This window comes from Streptomyces stelliscabiei (assembly GCF_014873495.1).
Classification (GTDB): Bacteria; Actinomycetota; Actinomycetes; order Streptomycetales; family Streptomycetaceae; genus Streptomyces; species Streptomyces bottropensis.
The window spans coordinates 1,928,874-1,952,689 of sequence record NZ_JADBGF010000001.1 but is presented as its reverse complement, the minus strand read 5'-3'; the positions used below and the strand labels follow the sequence as shown (position 1 = coordinate 1,952,689).

The following is a 23,816-nucleotide window of genomic DNA, read 5'->3' as shown; positions in this document are numbered from 1 at the left end:
CTCGTCACTCCCCACCGCCGGTGGACCAACAGATCCGGATCGCGAGACCCGGCCCCCCACTGGTGCCCGACTTCCTCTGATTTACGCCGCCTGGGAGCGTCGTGCGTGGCCTGTGGCCCGTTCCGCCCCCAATTCCCGTACAGAAAGACGATCGACGTGCGCCGAAGATTCCCGTGGAACGCAAAAATCCGGCCAACCGGCCAACTTCCCCGACGGGATGCCATGGGTTCAACTGCCTGACGGAGGGAGGCAATCTCCCCCAAAGGACGGACAACTCCCCCTGTCCGGTTCGCCTTGGGTGCGGAGGAGGTGCCTCCGGCGCTTCGAGATACGTGTGAGTCGGTAGTAGGCTCACGCCGTTTGTTGACGCACATGTGTGCCCCCGGGCCTGGCGGGGGTCGAGCTGGGGGAGGCCATGCGCTTTCGCGGGAAATCGATCCGCCGGAAGATCGTGGCGCTGCTGCTCGTGCCCCTGGTGGCGCTGACCGGTGTCTGGACGTTCGCCACGGTGCTGACGGGCCGTGAGGCCAGCGACCTCTTCAGGGTGGCGGACATCGTGGAGGAGGTCGGCTTCCCGACCGAGGACACCATCCGTGTGCTCCAGCAGGAGCGCCGCCAAACCCTCGTCTACCTCGCCGACCCCCGGGCCTCCGGTGCGCTGAAGGCGCTCGACCGCAGCCGGTCCGCCACGGACGCGGCCGTCGACGAGTTCCGCGAGCACGCCCAGAAGACCGACCTGCGCGACGAGATGGGCGAGTCGACCTCGCTGCGGCTCACGGCCATCCTGGACGCCCTCGACGGCCTGCCGTCGCTGCGTACGACCGTCGAGAGCGGCACCGTCAGCGCGGCCAAGGCCCTCGGCCACTACAACGACCTCGTCGACCCCTGCTTCACCCTGCTGTCCAACCTCCCCGCCCTCGACAGCGTGGAGATGGACAAGCAGGGCCGCGCCCTGATCAACGTCGGCCGGGCCCGTGAACTCCTCTCCCGCGAGGACGCGTTGCTCAGCTCCGTGCTCGTGGCGAACCGGATCACCAAGGACGAGATCCGCGACTTCTCCGACCTCGTCGCCCAGCGCACCCTGCTCTACGAGATCAGCCTGCCGCAGCTGCCCGCGGCCGAACGCGACCGCTTCCACCGCTACTGGCGGAACGCGAACACCGCGCCCCTGCGTTCGGTGGAACAGGGCGTCATCGCCTCCGACCCCGGCCGGCCGAGCGGGGTCACCGCGAAGACCTGGGACAGCGCCGTCGAGCCCGTCCTCTCCGATCTCCGCGACCTCAGCGTCGAGGCGGGCGACCGCTACCAGGACCGCGTCAGCCCACTGGCCACCAGCGTCATCCTGAAGGCGGCCGTCGCCGGTGTCCTCGGCCTCTTCGCCCTGCTCGTCTCCCTCTTCATGTCCGTGCGCATCGGCCGGGTCCTCATCCGCGACCTGCGCCGGCTCCGCCAGGAGGCCCACGAGACCGCCGGGGTGCGACTGCCCAGCGTCATGCGCAGGCTCGCCGCGGGTGAACAGGTCGACGTGGAGACCGAGGTCCCGCACCTGGAGTACGACAGGAACGAGATAGGCGAGGTCAGCCAGGCCCTCAACACCCTGCAGCGGGCGGCCGTCGAGGCCGCCGTCAAGCAGTCCGAACTCCGCAGCGGCATCTCCGAGGTCTTCGTCAACCTCGCCCGCCGCAGCCAGGTCCTGCTGCACAAGCAGCTCACCCTCCTCGACACCATGGAACGCCGGACCGAGGACACCGACGAACTGGCCGACCTGTTCCGCCTGGACCACCTGACGACCCGTATGCGCCGCCACGCCGAGGGCCTGGTCATCCTCTCCGGAGCGGCCCCGTCCCGGCAGTGGCGCAAGCCCATCCAGCTGATGGACGTGGTCCGCGCGGCCGTCGCCGAGGTCGAGGACTACGAGCGGATCGAGGTGCGCCGGCTGCCCCGGGTCGCCGTGACCGGCCCCGCGGTCGCCGACCTCACCCACCTCGTGGCCGAACTCCTGGAGAACGCCACGGTGTTCTCGCCCCCGCACACCGCCGTACAGGTGCTCGGTGAGCGCGTCGCCAACGGCTTCACCCTGGAGATCCACGACCGGGGCCTCGGCATGTCGGCCGAGGCGCTCCTCGACGCCAACCTCAAGCTCGCCGAGACCCCCGACTTCGAACTCTCCGACACCGACCGGCTCGGTCTCTTCGTGGTCAGCCGGCTCGCCCAGCGGCAGAAGGTCCGCGTCTCCCTCCAGCCCTCCCCGTACGGCGGCACCACGGCCGTGCTGTTCATCCCCGACGCGCTGCTCACCGACGACGTCCCCGACACCAACGGCATCGGCTTCCGCCTCGACCGCGCCCATCCCACCCGGGAGGCCGAGCTGGAGGACGAGCGCAACGCTGCGCTCTCCCAGGTACCGGTCCGGCTCCCGGGCCTCTCCGCCGCCATCCTGGACGGCCCGGTGGAGCTGGAGGCCCCCGTCGACCGGGAGCCCCTGGTCGGCTTCCCGGGCGCCCTCGGCGACGAGGACGCCGAGCGGGGCGGACTGTTCCGGCCCCGGCACTCCCTCACCGGTGTCGCCGACGAGCACCAGCAGCCGACGCGCGACGGCGAAGCACGCCCGGCACCCCTCACCGATCCCGACCCGACGCTCGGCCCGGTACCGCTGCCCCAGCGCCGGACCCCGCATCTCGTCAGCTCGCACGGCCGTTCGGTGGCCGGTGCGAGGCCGAGGCACGCCGAGGACGAGCCGGAGCAGGGCCGTACGGCGGGCGCCGGCCCGATCGCCGACACCAGGCCGCTCAGCGCCCTGCGCGGCGACCGCGCCGAACCGCCGGCCCACCCCGGAGCCGACCGCCCCGGGCCCGCCGGTCTCCCCGGTGGACACCACGCCGACCCCCTGGTCCCGGGCGGGTACGAGGGCCCCGCCCTGCCCCAGCGCCGCCGTACGACCCCTGAGGGCGGCGCGGCCCCGATGACCTCGCGGTACGGCTCGGGCGAGCCGACCCCACGTGCGGACACGACGACCGACCAGGCAGAATCAGCACCGAGCCCGCTGCCCCGTCGCGTCCGACAGGCCAACCTGGCACCGCAGTTGAAGGACGGCCCCGACCGGCGCGCCGAACGCGAGAGGTCCCGTTCCGCGGGGTACCCGGAGCCGACCGAACGCGACGCCGACGAGGTACGCAGCCGTATGGCCTCGCTCCAGCACGGTTGGCGGCGCGGCCGCGAGGAGAACGCCGAGGGCGACGACGCCCAGGACGTCTCGGCACCACGAGGAACGACTAAGGGGGACGGTCGATGACCGCACCGAAGGCCGAAGGGCACACCGCGACCGGCACGTCCGGGGAGCTGAACTGGCTCCTGGACGACCTGGTCCAGCGCGTCGCCAGCATCCGCAAGGCGCTCGTGCTCTCCAGCGACGGACTGCCCACGGGCGTCTCCGCCGACCTCACCCGGGAGGACAGCGAGCACCTGGCCGCCGTCTCCTCCGGGTTCCACAGCCTCGCCAAGGGCGTCGGCCGCCACTTCGAGGCGGGCAGCGTCCGCCAGACCGTCGTGGAACTCGACGAGGCCTTCCTCTTCGTCACGGCCGCCGGTGACGGCAGCTGCCTCGCCGTCCTCGCCGACGCCGACGCCGACATCGGCCAGGTCGCCTACGAGATGACCCTCCTGGTCAAGCGGGTCGGCGTGCATCTGGGCTCCGCCCCGCGCGCCGATGTGCCCCAGGGCGGGTAGTGGGACGGCATGAGCCGAGACGGTCAGGGAAGAAGCCACTGGTTCGACGACGAGGCCGGACCAGTGGTGCGTCCGTACGCGATGACGCGCGGCCGGACCAATCACGCGATCCAGCACCGTCTCGACCTGATCGCCGTGGTCGTCACGGAACCGCACGTCGACGACCCGGAAGAGGACCACTCCCTCTCCCCTGAACACGTCCGTATCGTCGAGCTGTGCCGTGACACCCCCCAGTCGGTGGCCGAACTGGCCGCTGACCTGGACCTTCCCGTCGGGGTCGTCCGCGTCCTCGTCGGAGACCTCGTGGACGAGGAACTCGTCCACGTCACCCGTCCCGTCCCGCCCGCCGAGCTGGTCGACGAGAGCATTCTGCGCGACGTGATCAACGGCCTCCGGGCGCTGTGAACAGCACGGAGAGCGGAGTGGATACGTGACAGCCAACCATCCAGCAGGAGAAGGACCGATGATCCTCGGGCGCTCTGAGCGCGGCACACCTCCGGTCGAGCCCGTCACGCTCAAGATCCTCGTGGCCGGCGGTTTCGGCGTGGGCAAGACCACCTGCGTCGGCGCGGTCAGCGAGATCAAGCCGCTGCGCACCGAGGAGGTGCTCACCGAGGCGGGCCGCCCGGTCGACGACATCAGCGGTGTGGAGAACAAGACCACCACCACCGTCGCCATGGACTTCGGACGGATCACCCTCCGCGAGGACCTGGTCCTGTACCTGTTCGGCACCCCCGGCCAGGACCGCTTCTGGTTCCTCTGGGACGAGCTCGCCTCCGGTGCCCTCGGCGCGGTGGTGCTGGTGGACACGCGCCGTCTGGAGGACTGCTTCGCCGCCGTCGACTACTTCGAGCGGCGCTCCATACCCTTCGTGATCGGCGTCAACTGCTTCGACGACGCCGCGCGTTACCCCGCCGAGACCGTCCGACAGGCCCTCGACCTCGATCCCGAGGTGCCGATCGTGCTCTGCGACGCCCGCCGCCGGGACTCCGTCAAGGACGTCCTCGTCTCCGTCGTCCGGCACGCGATGCGGTACGCGACGGACCACCGCCAGCCGGCCACCACCTGAAGCACGGCCCGTACCCCCGCCGACCGGGGTACGAGCCGTGGCCTCATGACACGCGCGCGTGGACCCACGGTCCGCGTGCCGCGCGGGCGAGCGCGCACACGCGCGTGCCCCGGTCCCCCGGCGCCCTCCTCCTCAGCGCACGTCGTCCTCGTGCCAGCCGAGGCTCTTCTCCACCGCCTTACGCCAGTTGTGGTACTCGCGGTCCCGCACGGAGGACTCCATGGAAGGTGTCCACTCGACGTCCTTGCGCCAGTGCGACTTCAGCTCGTCGAGGCCGTCCCACACCCCGGTCGCGAGCCCGGCCGCGTACGCGGCGCCCAGGCACGTGGTCTCCGAGACCTGCGGCCGGATCACCGGCACGTCCAGGACGTCCGCCTGGTGCTGCATCAGCAGGTTGTTCCGGGTCATGCCGCCGTCGACCTTGAGCGTCGTGATGCGCACCCCCGAGTCCTGGAACATGGCGTCCACGACCTCACGCGTCTGCCAGCTCGTCGCCTCCAGCACCGCGCGGGCGAGATGCGCCTTCGTGACGTACCGGGTCAGTCCGGTGACGACCCCGCGCGCGTCGGAGCGCCAGTAGGGGGCGAACAGGCCCGAGAACGCGGGCACGATGTACGCCCCGCCGTTGTCGTCGACGCTCCGCGCCAGGGGCTCGATCTCGTCGGCGCTGCGGATGATGCCGAGCTGGTCGCGGAACCACTGCACCAGGGCGCCCGTGATCGCGATCGACCCCTCCAGGCAGTACACCGGCGCCTCGTCGCCGATCTTGTACCCCATGGTCGTGAGCAGTCCGTTCTTCGAGGCGACCGGCCGGTTCCCGGTGTTGAGCAGCAGGAAGCTGCCGGTGCCGTAGGTGTTCTTCGCCGTGCCGACGTCGTAGCAGGCCTGGCCGAACACCGCCGCCTGCTGGTCACCGAGCGCCGACGCGACCGGTACCCCGGCGAGCGGGCCCACGGCGGTGCCGTACACCTCGGCGGAGGACCTGATCTCCGGAAGGATCGCTTCCGGGATGTTCATCGCGGAGAGGATCGAGGCGTCCCACTGGAGCGTCTGCAGGTTCATCAGCATGGTGCGCCCGGCGTTGGTGACGTCGGTGACGTGCCGGCCGCCGTCCGTGCCGCCCGTCAGGTTCCAGATCAGCCAGGAGTCGATGGTGCCGAACGCGATCTCGCCGCGTTCGGCGCGGCCCCTGAGGCCGGGCACGTTGTCCAGGAGCCAGGTGGCCTTCGGCCCGGAGAAGTAGCTGGCCAGCGGCAGACCGGTCTGCTCGCGGAACCGGTCCTGGCCGTCCGTGCCGCCGAGTTCGTTGCAGAGCGCCGAGGTACGCGTGTCCTGCCAGACGATCGCGTTGTGCACCGGCTTGCCCGTCGCGCGGTCCCACAGGACCGTCGTCTCCCGCTGGTTGGTGATCCCGAGCGCGCTGATCTGATCGGCGCGCAGACCCGCCTTGGCGATCGCCCCGGCGACCACCGCCTGCACCTTCGACCAGATCTCGGTGGCGTCGTGCTCCACCCACCCCGGCTTGGGGAAGATCTGGCGGTGCTCACGCTGGTCCACGGCGACGATCGCGCCGCCGTGGTCGAAGATGATGCAGCGGCTCGAAGTGGTGCCCTGATCGATGGCGGCGACGTACTTCTGGGCGTTGTCCGGCATGGCATCCCCTCACGTCTTACGTCTCTTCACGTCTTGCGGCGATTCACGTCCTACGCCGATTCACGTCTGCGGCGGCTCACGTCTTACGGTGGCCCACGTCGTGCGTCAGTGCACGTCGTGCGTCCCTTCACGTCGTGCGTCTCTTCACGTCCTGCGTCACTGCGCGTCCTGCGTCACCGCACGTCCTGGGTCGGTCGCGTCAGAAGGCCGCGTTGTAGACGAGGCCGGCCAGGGCACCGCCGACCAGGGGCCCGACGACCGGGATCCAGGCGTAACCCCAGTCCGAGGTGCCCTTGTTGGGGATCGGCAGGAACGTGTGCACGATGCGCGGGCCGAGGTCACGGGCGGGGTTGATGGCGTAGCCGGTGGGTCCGCCGAGGGAGAGACCGATACCGACGACCAGGAAGGACACCAGCAGGACCGAGATGCCGGAGCCGTAGATCCCGGCCTCCTCGCCGGGGATCTGACCGATGCCGATGCCCGTGTTCCGGCCGAACGCGAGGATCGGCAGGACGAGGGCGATCGTCGCGATGATCTCGGTGATCAGGTTGGCGACCGGATTCCGGATCTCCGGGATGGTGGAGAAGATCCCGAGGGTCGGCGTCGGCTCGTGCGCCGTGCCCTCCGTGGTGCCCTCCTTGCGGACGTTCGCCTGGAACTGAGCGAGATAGACGAGGTAGGCGAGGACCGCGCCGAGCATCGCGCCGACCAGCTGGCCGAGCAGATACACCCAGACCTTGTCCCAGACCTCGGTGTCGACCGCGATCCCTATCGTCACCGCCGGGTTGAGGTGTCCGCCCGACAGCGGTGCGGCGGTGTAGGCGCCCGCCAGCACGGCGAAGCCCCAGCCGAACGCGATGACGATCCAGCCCGACGCCCTCGCCTTCGAGAACCTGAGGGTGACGGCGGCGCACACACCGGCGCCGAAGAGAATCAGGATCGCCGTACCGATGACCTCACCGACGAATATGTCTCCGTTGCTCATGGCGGCTCCTTGGCCCCGGCCCGGAGCGATCGACCCCGGACCTTCCGTGCAGGGTGCGTTCCCATGGCTACTTCGGCCGAAGGCAGGCAGACCCGCGCCCCGCCCGGCGTCCGTGACGAGCGTGCCGTCGCAGCGGAATCGCCCGTGGGGAGTGGCCTGTTGCGCGGGCGCGAGGCCCGAGCGGCGCTGTGCCAGGCAGTGCGCAAAGAGGCCCGAATGCGGCGATGCCGACCGACACCCGGAAGTGTTCACCGGCACCCAGGGGGCGTCAAGAACACGGACGACAACGGTTGAGAGCGGCTCCGGGGCGCACCCGAGCGCGCGCGACCCGGAGCATGCCCTGACGGCCCGACAGAACCGCGCACCCCGCGCACCCAACGCACCCCGAGGATCACCGAACGGCGACCACCGCCGACCCATGCCCGAACAACCCCTGATTGGCGCTGATCCCCACCCTCGCCCCCTCGACCTGCCGGTCGGTCGCCTCGCCCCGCAACTGCCACACCAGCTCACACACCTGAGCGATCGCCTGAGCCGGAACCGCCTCTCCGAAGGAAGCCAGCCCTCCACTGGCGTTCACGGGTGTCCGCCCGCCCAGGGCCGTCGCACCGTCCCGCAGCAGCTTCGCGGCCTCCCCCTCGCCGCACAGTCCCAGATCCTCGTACCACTGCAACTCCAGTGCCGTGGACAGGTCGTAGACCTCGGCGAACGAGAGATCCTCGGGCCCGACACCCGCCTCCTCGTACGCCGCCCGCGCGATCGACGCCCGGAAGGTCTCCTCCGGCGCGGCCACCGCGACCGCCGAGTCGGTGGCGATGTCCGGCAGATCCAGCACCGTATGGGGATAGCGGGGCGTCACCGTGGACACCGCCCGTATCCGCACCGGCTCACGCACACCGTGCCGCCGCGCGAACTCCAGGCTGGACAGCACCAGCGCCGCGCCCCCGTCCGAGGTCGCGCAGATGTCCAGCAGCCGCAGGGGATCGGCCACCACGGCGGAGGCCGCGACCTCCTCGGGGGTGACCCGCTTGCGATAGCGCGCGTACGGATTGAGCGCCCCCAGGGCGGAGTTCTTCACCTTGACCCGCGCGAAGTCCTCCGGCGTGTCCCCGTGCACCGCCATCCGCCGCCGCGCGTACAGCCCGAAGTACGTAGGGTTGGTCGCCCCGAGGATCCGGAACCGCAGCCAGTCCGGATCGTCCGCCCGATCGCCGCCGGCCGGCCGGAAGAACCCCTTCGGGGCCGAGTCCGCGCCCACGACGAGCACCACGTCCGCGAGGCCCGCGAGGATCTGGGCCCGCGCGGTGGCGACCGCCTGGGCCCCGGACGCGCACGCCGCGTACACGCTCGTCACGCGGGCTCCCTGCCAGCCGAGCGCCTTCGCGAAGGTCGCCCCCGCCACATAGCCCGGATAGCCGCCGCGTACCGTGTCCGCGCCGACGATCGAGCCGACGTCCCGCCAGTCGACCGCCGCGTCCGTCAGCGCCGCGCGTGCCGCCGCCGTCCCGTACTCGACGAAACTCCGCCCCCACTTGCCCCACGGGTGCATGCCCGCGCCCAGCACCGCCACCTCGCCCGTCACGCCCCCACCCCCGCCGGCCTCCAGTGCCAGGTCGTCCAGGTCGTCTCCGCGTCCTCGTGCAGCACACCGGGGACGACCTCCACCTCCATGCCCACCGCCAGATCGGCGACGGTGACCCCGGGAACGGCCTGTCCCAGCACCACGAGGCGCTCGTCGGCCAGTTCCACAGCGATCAACGCGTACGGTTCCCAGGGAAGTTCCGGATCGGACACGTAGGGTGACGGAGGCCGGTACCGGCCGTCGGTGTACGACCACACACGGCCCCGGCGCGACAACGGGACCTCGCCCAGATCGCCGCCGGGACAGTGCGGGTTGCGGCAGCGGATGTCCTCACGGGGGAAGAACACCGAGGCGCACGCCGAACAGCGCGTGGCGAGCAGCCGGAACCCCTCGCCCTCCCCGGTGAACCATCCGGTGACCACAGGTGTGCGAATTCGCGACAAAATCCCTCCCTGGCGAGAAGATCTGATGGTCCGTCAGAATTCTTCCACGGGCATCTCGAATTGGGCAGGTCGCGGGAGAACCGACGAGCCCCGGTCGGCGTCGCAGTATCGGGAGGGTCGGCCGGGGCCCACGGGGGTGGTTCCGGCCGGCCCTCCCGCGTACCACGGGTGACCCGCGCGTGCGGCGAGGTGGCGCATTGAGCCGCCCCGGCGAGACGACGAGCAGATGATCGGATACAGTCCGCCGCGTGTCCCCGAACCAACACCCACCCGCCAACTCCGCACCGGACTCGCACTGTTCGAGATGCGGAGCGCCCTACGGAGAGGGCGTGTCCGGCTGGCCCCGCACCTGCGCGGCCTGCCACACAGTGGCCTACCGCAATCCGCTTCCCGTCGCGGTGGCTCTCCAGCCCGTGTACGACACCAAGGGCACGGCCCTCGTGGTGATCACACGGACCATCGCCCCCGCGCGCGGGGGCATCGCCCTTCCCGGCGGCTTCATCGACCACCGGGAGGACTGGCGGCACGCCGTCGTCCGTGAACTCAAGGAGGAAACGGGCATCTGCGCGGCCGACCGCGACGTACGCCTCGCCGACGCCATGAGCTCACCCGACGGCCATCTGCTGCTGTTCGGGCTCCTCCCGGAGCGTCCGGCGGCAGCCCTGCCGCCGCCCGTCGCGACGGACGAGACGGAGGGCTGGCACCTGTTGCGCAGGCCCACCGAACTCGCCTTCCCCCTGCACACCCTGGCCGTCAAGGCGTTCTTCGACGGCCGCTACATCTGAGTCGAACCCGTCGTCGAGCCGAGCCGGCTCACTCCCGGCCGAGCCCGCGTACCCGCACGGGATACGCGGGCTCGGCCGGGCCCTCGTCCCCGTCCCGCTCCACCACCACACGCGGCCCCTCCCAGCGCGCCGTGTACCGCTCGACCTCCGGCTCGTCCCAGCCGTCGCCCGCGTCCGGCACCACGAGCCCGCCCCCCGTCCGCCCGCGCGCGGGTGCCCACACCTCCAGCTCCAGGCCGCCGTCGGCGCCCCGGACCGGCAGCACGGCACCCGCGCGCGCGAGTACCGGGATACGTGACACAGGCGCGTCGAGCAGCACCTGCCCCGGCCCTTCGTACGCCCGTTCCGTCACCGTGTCGTACCAGCGCCCCCGCGGCAGCCGCACCGCACGCCGCTCCACACCCGAATCCAGCACCGGCGCCACCAGCAGCCCGTCACCCAGCAGGAACGCGTCCTCGCAGTCACGCAACGCCCGGTCCTCGGGCGCCCCCCACCACAGCGGACGCACATAGGGCGCCCCCGTACGACGCGCCAGATGGGCCAGCGTCATGAAGTACGGCAGCAACCGCCGTCGCTCGACGAGCGCCACGCGCGCGTGCCCGACGACCCCCTCCCCGAACTCCCACGGCTCCCGGCGCCCCGCCCGCAGACCCGCATGCGTACGGAACAGCGGCAGATACGCCCCGAGCTGGAACCACCGCAGATACAACTCCGGCGACGGCCTCCCGTCGAACCCGCCCACGTCCGGACCCGAGTACGGCACCCCGCACAGACCGAGCCCCAGCACCAGCGACAGCGACGCCCGCAGCCCGGGCCAGCCCGTCGCCACGCCCCCCGACCAGGTCCCCCCGTAGCGCTGGAGGCCGGCCCACCCGGACCGCGAGAAGACGAACGGCCGCTCCTCGGGCACCAGCCGGCGCAGCCCCTCGTACGCGGCACGGGCCATGCACAGCGCGTACACGTTGTGCGCCTGTCGATGATCGCCGCCCCTGCCCTCCAGGTCGTGCCGGACGGACCGGGGCAGCGTGTTCTCGCCGAACGCCGTGAACGACGTCGGCTCGTTCATGTCGTGCCAGAACCCGGCGAAGCCCTGCGCCAGCCGCTCCTCGTAGAGACCGCCCCACCACGCGCGCGTGCGCGGGCTCGTGAAATCCGGGAAGACCGATCTTCCCGGCCACGCGAGACCCTCCACGACCTGCCCGGCGGCATCCCGCACGAAGACGTCCTCGGCCGTCCCGCTGTCGTACACCGCGTCGCCGGGCCGCGCCCCGACCGCCGCGTCGACGATCGACACCAGCCGGATCCCGTCCCGCCGCAGCTCGTCGGCGAGATCCGGCAGCTTCGGAAAGTTCTCCGCATCCACCGTGAACCCCTGGTTGGCGTCGTGGTGGTCGATGTCCAGATGGACCGCGTCCAGCGGCAGACCGTGCTCCCGGTAGCCCGCGACGATCCGCCGCACCTCCTGCTCGCTCCCGAAACCCCGGCGCGCGTGATGGTGTCCCAACGCCCACGCGGGCGGCAGCGCCGGAGCGCCGGTCAGGGCGGCCCAGGCATGCAGCACGCGCGCGGGTGTGCCCACGACCACCCAGCAGCGCAGCGGACCGCCGTCCATCCGCACCTCGGACGTCCCGGCCCGGTCGTGCCCGGACCCGGCCCCCTCCGCGCCCTCCCGCAACGTCACCGTGCCGTCCCACGTGGTGTCGTGGAACACCAGATGCGTGCCCGCGTCGGCCACCACCATCTGCACCGGCATCGTCAGATACAGCGGATCGTCAGCGGGCGCGAACGGGCGGCCGGGGTCGGTGTTCCACAGCCGATACGTTCCGCCACGCAACCGCGGCCCGGCCGCCCGGCCCCCCAGCCCGAAGAACCGCGCGTCCGCCGCCACCTCGGAACGCTGCACCCAGCGCCCCTCGCCCCCGCCGACCGGCTCCCACCACCGGGGTGGCAGATCACGCCGCAACGTCACTCCACCGGGCGTACGCACCTCCACGGCACCGAGCCGCGACACCACGACCGTCACCCGCTCGGCCACGACCCGCCAGCCGCCGTCCTTGTCCGGCTCCAGAACGGCCCGCGGATCGGGCTCCGGGCACCGGCCCGCGAGCGCGTACGACGGCTCGGGCCCGGCCCCGTCCCACCCCCAGAACACCGCTCCGTTCACATCGACGGTGACCCGCAACGCCGACCGGCCGAACCGGACGACCCCGCCGCCCGGGCCCGGCTCCACACCCACCACCGCCCCGGGCACCCGGGCCCGCTCGGCGCCCCGCGCCGGCAACGCGGCGGCGTCGACACGCCTCCTGCGCCACGCGGCCCGCACGGTCCGCAGCCCCTGAGCCACCCCCGCCGAACCGATCGCCTTCACCGAACGCACCAGGTCACGACCGTCCATGCTGCTCACCCTGCCACCGCCCGGCCGATTCGTGTGAGCCGTTCAACTACCGTTCACCCGTGATGGCAGCACATGTTCACGCAGCCGTCGATCCGCGGCTCACCCTGGTGCGGAAGTCGATCACATGGCATCGTCCGTGTCAGCCGCGTCACGCGCACACCCCTGCCCGTACGCGCCCGCCGCACACCACGCGCACAGCCCCGGGAGCCGCCCCATGACCTCAGCGAACCCCTCGCCGCTCTGGCAGCCCGACGCGGAGCGCGTCGCCGAGGCCCGGATCACCGCGTTCCAATCCTGGGCGGCCCAACACCACGGAGCCCCCGCCGAGGGCGGATACGCGGCCCTGCACCGCTGGTCCGTCGACGGACTCGAGACGTTCTGGAAAGCCGTCACCGAGTGGTTCGACGTACGGTTCTCCACCCCCTACACGCGCGTGCTCGGCGACCACGCCATGCCCGGCGCCGCGTGGTTCCCCGGAGCCACCCTCAACTACGCCGAACACGCCCTGCGCGCCGCCGACACCCGCGCCGACGAACCGGCCCTGCTCCACGTCGACGAGACCCATGAACCCCGCCCCGTGACCTGGACCGAGCTGCGCCGCCAGGTCGGCTCCCTCGCCGCCGAACTCCGCGCCCTCGGCGTACGCCCCGGAGACCGCGTCAGCGGCTACCTCCCGAACATCCCCGAGGCCGTCGTCGCCCTCCTCGCCACGGCCGCCGTCGGCGGCGTGTGGACCTCCTGCGCCCCGGACTTCGGCGCCCGCAGCGTCCTCGACCGCTTCCAGCAGGTCGAACCCGTCGTCCTGTTCACCGTCGACGGCTACCGCTACGGCGGCAAGGAACACGACCGCCGCGACATCGTCGCTGAACTCCGCCGCGAACTGCCCACCCTGCGCGCCGTCGTCCACATCCCCGTCCTCGGCACGCAGGCCCCCGAGGGCTCCCTGGAATGGTCCGCCCTGACCTCCGCCGACGTCCCGCCGGTCTTCGAACAGGTCCCGTTCGACCACCCGTTGTGGGTGCTCTACTCCTCCGGCACCACCGGCCTCCCCAAAGCCATCGTCCAGTCGCAGGGCGGCATCCTGGTCGAACACCTCAAACAGCTCGGCCTGCACTGCGACCTCGGCCCCGAGGACCGTTTCTTCTGGTACACCTCCACCGGCTGGATGATGTGGAACTTCCTCGTCTCCGGCCTCCTCACCGGCACCACGGTCGTCCTGTACGACGGCAGCCCCGGCCACCCCGACACCGGCGCCCAGTGGAGCGTCGCCGAACGCACCGGCGCCACCCTCTTCGGCACCTCCGCCGCCTACGTCATGGCCTGCCGCAAGGCCGGCATCCACCCGGGCCGCGACTACGACCTCTCCCGCGTCCAGTGCGTCGGCACCACCGGCTCCCCGCTCCCGCCCGACGGCTTCCGCTGGCTCCACGACGAGGTCCGCGAAGACCTCTGGATCGCCTCCGTCAGCGGCGGCACCGACGTCTGCTCCTGCTTCGCCGGAGCCGTCCCCACGCTCCCGGTCCACATCGGCGAACTCCAGGCCCCCGGCCTCGGCACCGACCTCCAGTCCTGGGACCCCAGCGGCAAACCCCTCGTCGACGAGGTCGGCGAACTCGTCGTCACCAACCCCATGCCGTCCATGCCGATCCACTTCTGGAACGACCCCGACGGCACCCGCTACCACGACAGCTACTTCGACACCTACCCCGGCGTCTGGCGCCACGGCGACTGGATCACCCTCACCTCCCGAGGCTCCGTCGTCATCCACGGCCGCTCCGACTCCACCCTCAACCGCCAGGGCGTCCGCATGGGCTCGGCCGACATCTACGAAGCGGTGGAACGACTCCCCGAGATCAAGGAGTCCCTCGTCATCGGCATCGAACAGCCCGACGGCGGCTACTGGATGCCCCTCTTCGTCCACCTCGCCCCCGGCGCGACCCTCGACGAAGCCCTCCTCGGCCGCATCAAGCGGACCATCCGCGAACACCTCTCACCCCGCCACGTCCCCGACGAGGTCATCGAAGTCCCCGGAGTCCCGCACACCCTCACCGGCAAACGCATCGAGGTCCCCGTCAAACGGCTCCTCCAGGGCACCCCCTTGGAGAAGGCGGTCAACGCCGGCTCCATCGACAACCTCGAACTCCTGCGCTTCTACGAGGACCTGGCCCGCGAACGAGCCTGACCACCCTCACGCGAGCCTCGTTGTCAGTGCCGACGATTACTGTGAGTGAGCATTGATCGACGACTCGCACAGGGGGAAGCCATGACACACACCAGCCACCCGAGCATGCGCCGAGTCCTGCGCCGCGAGATCGCGGGCACCATCGGCCTGCTCGCCGACGAGCACGACTTCACCGCGATGCGGCGCTACCGCAGCTTCGCCTTCGACGACCACCCGACCTACCTCCGCCAGGTGGAAACCCTGCTTCGGACCCTCGCCGCGCAGGGCAACCACACCACCGTCGCCCTCTTCGACCCGGAGGAGTACGCCGCGTTCTGCGCCGACACCGGCCTCGAACCCGACACCCCCGACAGCCGCACCCGCTTCACCGCCGAACTCGCGGCCACCGGCGCCGCCGTCCCGTACGAGGGACAACCCCTCGCCGAGCTCGTCCCCGACCTCATCGACGAAGCCGTCCGCCTCGCCACCTGGGAGTACGCCACCACACTCCTCGCCCAGATCGGCGACTGCGCCTCCTGCGGCGAGGACATCGGACGCGCCGCCTTCGCCCGCGCCACGCACCTGCTCAGGCGCATCCTCGACACCGCAGCCCCCGGCGAACGCCACCTCGTGTGCAGCGTCTCGGCCCAGCCCCAGGCACTGGCCGCCGTCCTCCACGCCGACCGCAACGACGAAGGCCCCACCCGGCTCGACGAGTCGGAAGCCCTGGAGTTCGCCACCGTCCTGGCCCTCGGCATCGCCACCCGAAGCCCCGGCGGACTCGTCATGCGCACCACCGCCCCGGGCACGACCGACCGCGTCTACGGCTGGCGCCTGCGCGGCGAGGGCCTCCAGCCCCTCACCGCGGGAGAGGTCTTCGACGCCTACTGCACCGACGTGGAATCCGGAGACCTGGTCTCCCCGGAGTCCGGAGTCGACTACTGCGCCCCACCCGACCTCGGGGACGACGCCGGCGGGGGAGGCCCGGCCAGGGACGGACACACCCACTGAACGGGCGAGGGGCGCCCCACCCGCAGGTGGAGCGCCCCTCGGCACCGACCGATCGCCGCGGCTACTCGCCCGACAGCACCGCCCGCGCCGCGCCGCGAGCCTCCTCGGCCGTGTCCGCCGCCCGCGCGGCAGCCGCGGCACGCTCGCACTGCGCCAGCGTGTACTTCGCCAGCGTCCCCCGCACATACGGGATCGACGCCGCGCCCATGGACAGAGAGGTGACCCCCAGACCGGTCAGCACACACGCGAGCAGCGGATCCGAAGCCGCCTCGCCACAGACACCGCAGCTCTTGCCCTCGGCCCTGGCCGCCTCCGCGGACAGCGCGACCAGGTCGAGCAGCGCCGGCTGCCACGGGTCCTGCAGCCGGGACACCGCGCCCACCTGCCGGTCCGCCGCGAACGTGTACTGCGCGAGGTCGTTGGTCCCCAGTGAGAGGAACTCGACCTCCCGCAGGATCGACCGCGCCCGCAACGCGGCGGACGGAATCTCCACCATGGCACCGAACTTGGCCAGCAACCCCGCCTCACGACACGCGTCGGCGAACGCCCTGGCATCGGTTCGGTCCGCGACCATCGGCGCCATGACCTCCAAGTGGACCGGCAGGCCTTCGGCGGCCCTGGCGAGCGCCGTCAGCTGCGTCCGCAGCACCTCGGGGTGGTCGAGCAGCGTCCGTAGCCCGCGCACACCGAGCGCCGGGTTCGGCTCGTCGGCAGGGGTCAGGAACTCCAGCGGCTTGTCCGCGCCGGCGTCGAGCACCCGTACGACCACGCGCCCCTCGGGGAAGGCCTCCAGCACCTTCCGGTACGCCTCGATCTGCTTCGCCTCCGAGGGCGCCGTCCTGCTGTCGTCCAGGAAGAGGAACTCGGTACGGAACAGCCCTACGCCCTCGGCCCCGGCCTCCACGGCCGCCGCCACGTCCGCGGGACCGCCCACATTGGCCAGCAGCGGAACCCTGTGCCCGTCGGAGGTCGCCCCCGGCCCGCTCGACGCCGCCAGCGCGGCCTTCCGCGCAGCGGCGGCGGCCTCCAGTTCCGCCTTCTTCTCCGCACCGGGATTCACGAAGATCTCACCGGTGCTGCCGTCCACCGCGATCACCGTGCCCTCGGCAAGCTCCCCGGCCCCCGGCAGCGCGACCACCGCCGGTACGCCGAGCGCCCGCGCCAGAATCGCGCTGTGACTGGTCGGCCCGCCCTCCTCGGTGACGAAACCGAGCACGAGTGTCGGGTCGAGCAATGCGGTGTCCGCGGGCGCCAGGTCACGGGCGATGAGGACGTACGGCTCGTCGCTGTCCGGCACCCCCGGCATCGGCACCCCGAGCAGTCGGGCGACGATACGGTTCCGCACATCGTCGAGGTCGGCGACGCGACCCGCGAGGTACTCGCCGGCCGACGCCAGCAGCGCACGGTACGCGGCGAAGGCGTCGTAGACAGCCCGCTCCGCCGTGCTCCCCACGGCGACACGTCGTTCCACGTCCGCCATCAGCTCGGGGTCCTGGGCCATCAGCGCCTGGGCCTCCAGTACGGCTTGGGCCTCGCCGCCGGCGAGGTTGCCCCGCGCCGTCAGATCGGCGGCCACCGCGTCCACGGCCTTACGGGCACGCCCCTGTTCGCGCTCCGCGTCCTCGGGCCGGATCTGTTTGGCGGGCGGCTCCAGCACCGCCGTTCCCATGTGCCGAACCTCGCCGATGGCCACACCGTGGCTCACACCGACGCCTCGCAGCGTTGTCTCCATCTCACCTGTCTCCGATAGTGCGGCGGGCCCCGCCACCGCGGTGGTTGTGGAACTCATGGCCCGGTACGGCCCTGACGTCACCGCCAGCCGAAGAGCGTGTCGCCGGACTTGACTTCGCCGTCCTCGCGGAGGTCGGAGAGGGAGTCGGCGGTCGCCTCCAGCGCCACGACGGGGCAGATCGGGGACTTGCCCGCGGCCTCGACGGCGGCGGGGTTCCAGCGCACCACGGCCTGGCCCCGCCGAACCGTGTCGCCCTTCTTGACGAGCAGCTCGAAGCCCTCACCGTTGAGCTGGACGGTGTCGATACCGAGATGGGTCAGCACTCCGTGACCCTCACCGTCGACCACGACGAACGCGTGCGGGTGCAGCGAGACGATGACTCCCTCCACGGGGGCGAGAGCCTCCCCGGCCTCGCGCACGGGGTCGATCGCCGTGCCGGGACCGACCATCTCGCCCGAGAACACGGGGTCCGGTACGGCGGCCAATCCGATGGCGCGTCCTACAAGAGGGGACGTCACGGTGGTCATGGGAAGCCTCCCAGCTGGAGTGATCAGCAGCGTAGGTCGCATGAACGACCCGTTCCGCACGATAGCTTCGCACAAGAGGTCTAGACCACCCCTCCGCGAGATTTGCCCCTCCTTCGGGGCCGCATGTACAGTCGTACTCCTGCCTGGGGGTGAGCGACACATGGTGTCGGTGCCCGGCAGTACCAAACTCGTTCAGATCCTAACTCGGGGTCACCTTCCGCATGTCTGCGGGACGGTGGTCAAGAGGCCGGGAAAACGCTGATAGAGTTTGGAACACCGAAGGGAAGCGCCCGGAGGAAAGCCCGAGAAGAAGTTCTTGGGTGAGTACAAAGGAAGCGTCCGTTCCTTGAGAACTCAACAGCGTGCCAAAAATCAACGCCAGATATGTTGATACCCCGTCCGCCGGGCAGTGTTCCGGTGGTCGAGGTTCCTTTGAAACAAACACAGCGAGGACGCTGTGAACGGCTGGGCTTATTCCGCCTGGCTGTTCCGCTCTCGTGGTTTGCACCCGATTACGGGTACACATTCACGGAGAGTTTGATCCTGGCTCAGGACGAACGCTGGCGGCGTGCTTAACACATGCAAGTCGAACGATGAACCACTTCGGTGGGGATTAGTGGCGAACGGGTGAGTAACACGTGGGCAATCTGCCCTTCACTCTGGGACAAGCCCTGGAAACGGGGTCTAATACCGGATACAACCACTACAGGCATCTGTGGGTGGTGGAAAGCTCCGGCGGTGAAGGATGAGCCCGCGGCCTATCAGCTTGTTGGTGAGGTAACGGCTCACCAAGGCGACGACGGGTAGCCGGCCTGAGAGGGCGACCGGCCACACTGGGACTGAGACACGGCCCAGACTCCTACGGGAGGCAGCAGTGGGGAATATTGCACAATGGGCGAAAGCCTGATGCAGCGACGCCGCGTGAGGGATGACGGCCTTCGGGTTGTAAACCTCTTTCAGCAGGGAAGAAGCGAAAGTGACGGTACCTGCAGAAGAAGCGCCGGCTAACTACGTGCCAGCAGCCGCGGTAATACGTAGGGCGCGAGCGTTGTCCGGAATTATTGGGCGTAAAGAGCTCGTAGGCGGTCTGTCGCGTCGGATGTGAAAGCCCGGGGCTTAACCCCGGGTCTGCATTCGATACGGGCAGACTAGAGTGTGGTAGGGGAGATCGGAATTCCTGGTGTAGCGGTGAAATGCGCAGATATCAGGAGGAACACCGGTGGCGAAGGCGGATCTCTGGGCCATTACTGACGCTGAGGAGCGAAAGCGTGGGGAGCGAACAGGATTAGATACCCTGGTAGTCCACGCCGTAAACGGTGGGAACTAGGTGTTGGCGACATTCCACGTCGTCGGTGCCGCAGCTAACGCATTAAGTTCCCCGCCTGGGGAGTACGGCCGCAAGGCTAAAACTCAAAGGAATTGACGGGGGCCCGCACAAGCAGCGGAGCATGTGGCTTAATTCGACGCAACGCGAAGAACCTTACCAAGGCTTGACATCGCCCGGAAAGCATCAGAGATGGTGCCCCCCTTGTGGTCGGGTGACAGGTGGTGCATGGCTGTCGTCAGCTCGTGTCGTGAGATGTTGGGTTAAGTCCCGCAACGAGCGCAACCCTTGTTCTGTGTTGCCAGCATGCCCTTCGGGGTGATGGGGACTCACAGGAGACTGCCGGGGTCAACTCGGAGGAAGGTGGGGACGACGTCAAGTCATCATGCCCCTTATGTCTTGGGCTGCACACGTGCTACAATGGCAGGTACAATGAGCTGCGAAGCCGTGAGGCGGAGCGAATCTCAAAAAGCCTGTCTCAGTTCGGATTGGGGTCTGCAACTCGACCCCATGAAGTCGGAGTTGCTAGTAATCGCAGATCAGCATTGCTGCGGTGAATACGTTCCCGGGCCTTGTACACACCGCCCGTCACGTCACGAAAGTCGGTAACACCCGAAGCCGGTGGCCCAACCCCTTACGGGGAGGGAGCTGTCGAAGGTGGGACTGGCGATTGGGACGAAGTCGTAACAAGGTAGCCGTACCGGAAGGTGCGGCTGGATCACCTCCTTTCTAAGGAGCACTTCTACCGATCCCTTCGGGGTGAGGTCAGAGGCCAGATCATCAGCGAACGTCTGATGCTGGTTAGCTCATGGGTGGAACGTTGATTATTCGGCGTCTTGAGTCATCTCAGGCTGTGAGTACTGTCCTTTCGGGGGCGTGGAAAGCTGATCGGAGTGGTGAGGGATGCCGGGCACGCTGTTGGGTGTCTGAGGGTATGGCCGTGTCTCACGGTTGCCTTCAGTGCCGGCCCCAGTGAACTCCGGTGGTTACCGGGGGTGATGGGTGGTTGGTCGTTGTTTGAGAACTGCACAGTGGACGCGAGCATCTGTGGCCAAGTTTTTAAGGGCGCACGGTGGATGCCTTGGCACCAGGAACCGATGAAGGACGTGGGAGGCCACGATAGTCCCCGGGGAGTCGTCAACCAGGCTTTGATCCGGGGGTTTCCGAATGGGGAAACCCGGCAGTCGTCATGGGCTGTCACCCTTGCCTGAACACATAGGGCAAGTGGAGGGAACGCGGGGAAGTGAAACATCTCAGTACCCGCAGGAAGAGAAAACAACCGTGATTCCGGGAGTAGTGGCGAGCGAAACCGGATGAGGCCAAACCGTATGCGTGTGAGACCCGGCAGGGGTTGCGTATACGGGGTTGTGGGATCTCTCTTTCACAGTCTGCCGGCTGTGAGGCGAGTCAGAAACCGTTGATGTAGGCGAAGGACATGCGAAAGGTCCGGCGTAGAGGGTAAGACCCCCGTAGCTGAAACATTGACGGCTCGTTTGAGAGACACCCAAGTAGCACGGGGCCCGAGAAATCCCGTGTGAATCTGGCGGGACCACCCGCTAAGCCTAAATATTCCCTGGTGACCGATAGCGGATAGTACCGTGAGGGAATGGTGAAAAGTACCGCGGGAGCGGAGTGAAATAGTACCTGAAACCGTGTGCCTACAAGCCGTGGGAGCGTCGCGCATCAAGTTTACTTGGTGCGTCGTGACTGCGTGCCTTTTGAAGAATGAGCCTGCGAGTTTGCGGTGTGTTGCGAGGTTAACCCGAGTGGGGTAGCCGTAGCGAAAGCGAGTCCGAACAGGGCGTTTCAGTAGCACGCTCAAGACCCGAAGCGGAGTGATCTAGCCATGGGCAGGTTGAAGCGGAGGTAAGACTTCGTGGAGGACCGAACCCACCAGGGTTGAAAACCTGGGGGATGACCTGTGGTTAGGGGTGAAAGGCCAATCAAACTCCGTGATAGCTGGTTCTCCCCGAAATGCATTTAGGTGCAGCGTCGTGTGTTTCTTGCCGGAGGTAGAGCACTGGATAGGCGATGGGCCCTACCGGGTTACTGACCTTAGCCAAACTCCGAATGCCGGTAAGTGAGAGCACGGCAGTGAGACTGTGGGGGATAAGCTCCATGGTCGAGAGGGAAACAGCCCAGAGCATCGACTAAGGCCCCTAAGCGTACGCTAAGTGGGAAAGGATGTGGAGTCGCAGAGACAACCAGGAGGTTGGCTTAGAAGCAGCCACCCTTGAAAGAGTGCGTAATAGCTCACTGGTCTAGTGATTCCGCGCCGACAATGTAGCGGGGCTCAAGCGTACCGCCGAAGTCGTGTCATTCCAGCATTGAGGGCCAACGCCTGCTGGGATGGGTAGGGGAGCGTCGTGTGCCGGGTGAAGCAGCCGCGGAAGCGAGTTGTGGACGGTTCACGAGTGAGAATGCAGGCATGAGTAGCGATACAAACGTGAGAAACGTTTGCGCCGATTGACCAAGGGTTCCTGGGTCAAGCTGATCTGCCCAGGGTAAGTCGGGACCTAAGGCGAGGCCGACAGGCGTAGTCGATGGATAACCGGTTGATATTCCGGTACCCGCTGTGAAGCGTCAAACACTGAACCAGGCGATGCTAAGTCCGTGAAGCCGTTCCGGACCCTTCGGGGAAAGGAAAGTGGTGGAGCCGACGGACCAGACTTGTAGTAGGTGAGTGATGGGGTGACGCAGGAAGGTAGTCCATCCCGGGCGGTGGTTGTCCCGGGGTAAGGGTGTAGGACGTCAGGTAGGTAAATCCGCCTGGCACATAGTCTGAGACCTGATGCCGAGCCGATTGTGGTGAAGTGGATGATCCTATGCTGTCGAGAAAAGCCTCTAGCGAGTTTCATGGCGGCCCGTACCCTAAACCGACTCAGGTGGTCAGGTAGAGAATACCGAGGCGTTCGGGTGAACTATGGTTAAGGAACTCGGCAAAATGCCCCCGTAACTTCGGGAGAAGGGGGGCCATCACCGGTGATAGCACTTGCTGCTTGAGCTGGGGGTGGCCGCAGAGACCAGCGAGAAGCGACTGTTTACTAAAAACACAGGTCCGTGCGAAGCCGTAAGGCGATGTATACGGACTGACGCCTGCCCGGTGCTGGAACGTTAAGGGGACCGGTTAGTCACATTTCGGTGTGGCGAAGCTGAGAACTTAAGCGCCAGTAAACGGCGGTGGTAACTATAACCATCCTAAGGTAGCGAAATTCCTTGTCGGGTAAGTTCCGACCTGCACGAATGGCGTAACGACTTCTCGACTGTCTCAACCATAGGCCCGGTGAAATTGCACTACGAGTAAAGATGCTCGTTTCGCGCAGCAGGACGGAAAGACCCCGGGACCTTTACTACAGTTTGATATTGGTGTTCGGTTCGGCTTGTGTAGGATAGCTGGGAGACTGTGAAGCTCGGACGCCAGTTCGGGTGGAGTCGTCGTTGAAATACCAGTCTGGTCGTGCTGGATGTCTAACCTGGGTCCGTGATCCGGATCAGGGACAGTGTCTGATGGGTAGTTTAACTGGGGCGGTTGCCTCCTAAAGAGTAACGGAGGCGCCCAAAGGTTCCCTCAGCCTGGTTGGCAATCAGGTGGTGAGTGTAAGTGCACAAGGGAGCTTGACTGTGAGACCGACGGGTCGAGCAGGGACGAAAGTCGGGACTAGTGATCCGGCGGTGGCTTGTGGAAGCGCCGTCGCTCAACGGATAAAAGGTACCCCGGGGATAACAGGCTGATCTTCCCCAAGAGTCCATATCGACGGGATGGTTTGGCACCTCGATGTCGGCTCGTCGCATCCTGGGGCTGGAGTCGGTCCCAAGGGTTGGGCTGTTCGCCCATTAAAGCGGTACGCGAGCTGGGTTTAGAACGTCGTGAGACAGTTCGGTCCCTATCCGCTGCGCGCGCAGGAATATTGAGAAGGGCTGTCCCTAGTACGAGAGGACCGGGACGGACGAACCTCTGGTGTGCCAGTTGTTCTGCCAAGGGCATGGCTGGTTGGCTACGTTCGGGAGGGATAACCGCTGAAAGCATCTAAGCGGGAAGCCTGCTTCGAGATGAGTATTCCCACCCACTTGATGGGGTAAGGCTCCCAGTAGACGACTGGGTTGATAGGCCAGATATGGAAGCCTGGTAACGGGTGGAGTTGACTGGTACTAATAGGCCGAGGGCTTGTCCTCAGTTGCTCGCGTCCACTGTGTTGGTTCTGAAACCACGAACAACCCCATGCCATGGTCACGGTGTGGTGCGGTTGAGTGTTTCATAGTGTTTCGGTGGTCATAGCGTGAGGGAAACGCCCGGTTACATTCCGAACCCGGAAGCTAAGCCTTACAGCGCCGATGGTACTGCAGGGGGGACCCTGTGGGAGAGTAGGACGCCGCCGAACTCCTTTTATAGCTCTGGCTCTTGGGCACACCGCCCAGGAGCCAG

At 68.2% G+C, this 23,816-nt stretch carries 14 protein-coding genes and 3 rRNA genes; 10 read left to right on the top strand and 7 right to left on the bottom strand.

Annotated elements, in window-relative coordinates:
* Positions 1-415 precede the first annotated feature (415 nt).
* The 4 genes from H4687_RS08470 to H4687_RS08455 are packed head-to-tail and all read left to right on the top strand — an operon-like array spanning position 416 to position 4,795.
* A complete protein-coding gene (locus tag H4687_RS08470; RefSeq protein ID WP_046912833.1) occupies positions 416-3,292 on the top strand; it encodes a nitrate- and nitrite sensing domain-containing protein in 2,877 nt (958 codons plus the stop codon).
* The gene (locus tag H4687_RS08465) at positions 3,289-3,726 is read left to right on the top strand and encodes a roadblock/LC7 domain-containing protein (RefSeq protein ID WP_046912834.1); all 438 of its coding nucleotides are present in this window, start codon (positions 3,289-3,291) and stop codon (positions 3,724-3,726) included. Before H4687_RS08470 ends, H4687_RS08465 begins: the two co-directional genes overlap by 4 nt.
* Positions 3,727-3,735: 9 nt before the next feature.
* The gene (locus H4687_RS08460) at positions 3,736-4,131 is read left to right on the top strand and encodes a DUF742 domain-containing protein (RefSeq protein ID WP_005485618.1); all 396 of its coding nucleotides are present in this window, start codon (positions 3,736-3,738) and stop codon (positions 4,129-4,131) included.
* Positions 4,132-4,189: 58 nt separating this feature from the next.
* Positions 4,190-4,795 (top strand): GTP-binding protein, encoded by a 606-nt coding sequence (locus H4687_RS08455; protein ID WP_046912835.1) that lies wholly within the window; start codon positions 4,190-4,192, stop codon positions 4,793-4,795.
* A gap of 132 nt (positions 4,796-4,927) precedes the next feature.
* On the opposite strand, the gene glpK is transcribed toward H4687_RS08455, so the two are convergent.
* The 4 genes from glpK to H4687_RS08435 all read right to left on the bottom strand — a co-directional run bounded on the left by glpK (position 4,928) and on the right by H4687_RS08435 (position 9,437).
* The gene (gene glpK / locus H4687_RS08450) at positions 4,928-6,448 is read right to left on the bottom strand and encodes a glycerol kinase GlpK (RefSeq protein WP_046912836.1); all 1,521 of its coding nucleotides are present in this window, start codon (positions 6,446-6,448) and stop codon (positions 4,928-4,930) included.
* A 199-nt stretch (positions 6,449-6,647) separates the two neighbouring features.
* Positions 6,648-7,433: an MIP/aquaporin family protein gene (locus H4687_RS08445; protein WP_046912837.1), complete on the bottom strand. Its 786-nt coding sequence runs from the start codon at positions 7,431-7,433 to the stop codon at positions 6,648-6,650.
* Between the two features lie 391 nt (positions 7,434-7,824).
* Positions 7,825-9,015: a lipid-transfer protein gene (locus H4687_RS08440; protein ID WP_046912838.1), complete on the bottom strand. Its 1,191-nt coding sequence runs from the start codon at positions 9,013-9,015 to the stop codon at positions 7,825-7,827.
* Complete coding sequence (locus H4687_RS08435) at positions 9,012-9,437, bottom strand: Zn-ribbon domain-containing OB-fold protein (protein ID WP_046912839.1); 426 nt, start codon at positions 9,435-9,437, stop codon at positions 9,012-9,014. The genes H4687_RS08440 and H4687_RS08435 overlap by 4 nt, the downstream gene beginning before the upstream one ends.
* A 269-nt stretch (positions 9,438-9,706) precedes the next feature.
* Here H4687_RS08435 and H4687_RS08430 point away from each other — a divergent pair, with 269 nt between their 5' ends.
* Positions 9,707-10,243, top strand: coding sequence for an NUDIX domain-containing protein (locus H4687_RS08430; protein WP_046912840.1), 537 nt, complete (start codon positions 9,707-9,709; stop codon positions 10,241-10,243).
* A 28-nt stretch (positions 10,244-10,271) separates the two neighbouring features.
* On the opposite strand, the gene H4687_RS08425 is transcribed toward H4687_RS08430, so the two are convergent.
* Entirely contained in the window at positions 10,272-12,638 is a 2,367-nt protein-coding gene (locus H4687_RS08425; protein ID WP_046912841.1) for a glycoside hydrolase family 31 protein, read from the bottom strand.
* Positions 12,639-12,852: 214 nt separating this feature from the next.
* Between H4687_RS08425 and H4687_RS08420 the strand changes: the two genes are divergently transcribed.
* Together H4687_RS08420 and H4687_RS08415 are read left to right on the top strand one after the other, a co-directional pair.
* Positions 12,853-14,820: an acetoacetate--CoA ligase gene (locus tag H4687_RS08420; RefSeq protein ID WP_046912842.1), complete on the top strand. Its 1,968-nt coding sequence runs from the start codon at positions 12,853-12,855 to the stop codon at positions 14,818-14,820.
* An 81-nt stretch (positions 14,821-14,901) separates the two neighbouring features.
* Positions 14,902-15,810, top strand: coding sequence for a hypothetical protein (locus tag H4687_RS08415; protein WP_046912843.1), 909 nt, complete (start codon positions 14,902-14,904; stop codon positions 15,808-15,810).
* Between the two features lie 61 nt (positions 15,811-15,871).
* On the opposite strand, the gene ptsP is transcribed toward H4687_RS08415, so the two are convergent.
* Together ptsP and H4687_RS08405 are read right to left on the bottom strand one after the other, a co-directional pair.
* Positions 15,872-17,542, bottom strand: coding sequence for a phosphoenolpyruvate--protein phosphotransferase (gene ptsP / locus H4687_RS08410; RefSeq protein ID WP_046912844.1), 1,671 nt, complete (start codon positions 17,540-17,542; stop codon positions 15,872-15,874).
* Between the two features lie 77 nt (positions 17,543-17,619).
* Positions 17,620-18,069, bottom strand: a complete 450-nt coding sequence (locus H4687_RS08405) for a PTS sugar transporter subunit IIA (protein WP_028796696.1) — start codon at positions 18,067-18,069, stop codon at positions 17,620-17,622.
* Positions 18,070-18,594: 525 nt separating this feature from the next.
* Here H4687_RS08405 and H4687_RS08400 point away from each other — a divergent pair.
* From H4687_RS08400 to rrf, 3 genes are all read left to right on the top strand, one after another.
* Positions 18,595-20,122: ribosomal RNA gene (locus H4687_RS08400) — 16S ribosomal RNA — on the top strand.
* Between the two features lie 320 nt (positions 20,123-20,442).
* Positions 20,443-23,566 (top strand): 23S ribosomal RNA (locus H4687_RS08395).
* Positions 23,567-23,655: 89 nt separating this feature from the next.
* Positions 23,656-23,772 (top strand): 5S ribosomal RNA (gene rrf, locus H4687_RS08390).
* The 16S, 23S and 5S rRNA genes sit together here, the layout of an rRNA operon.
* Positions 23,773-23,816: the final 44 nt, after the last annotated feature.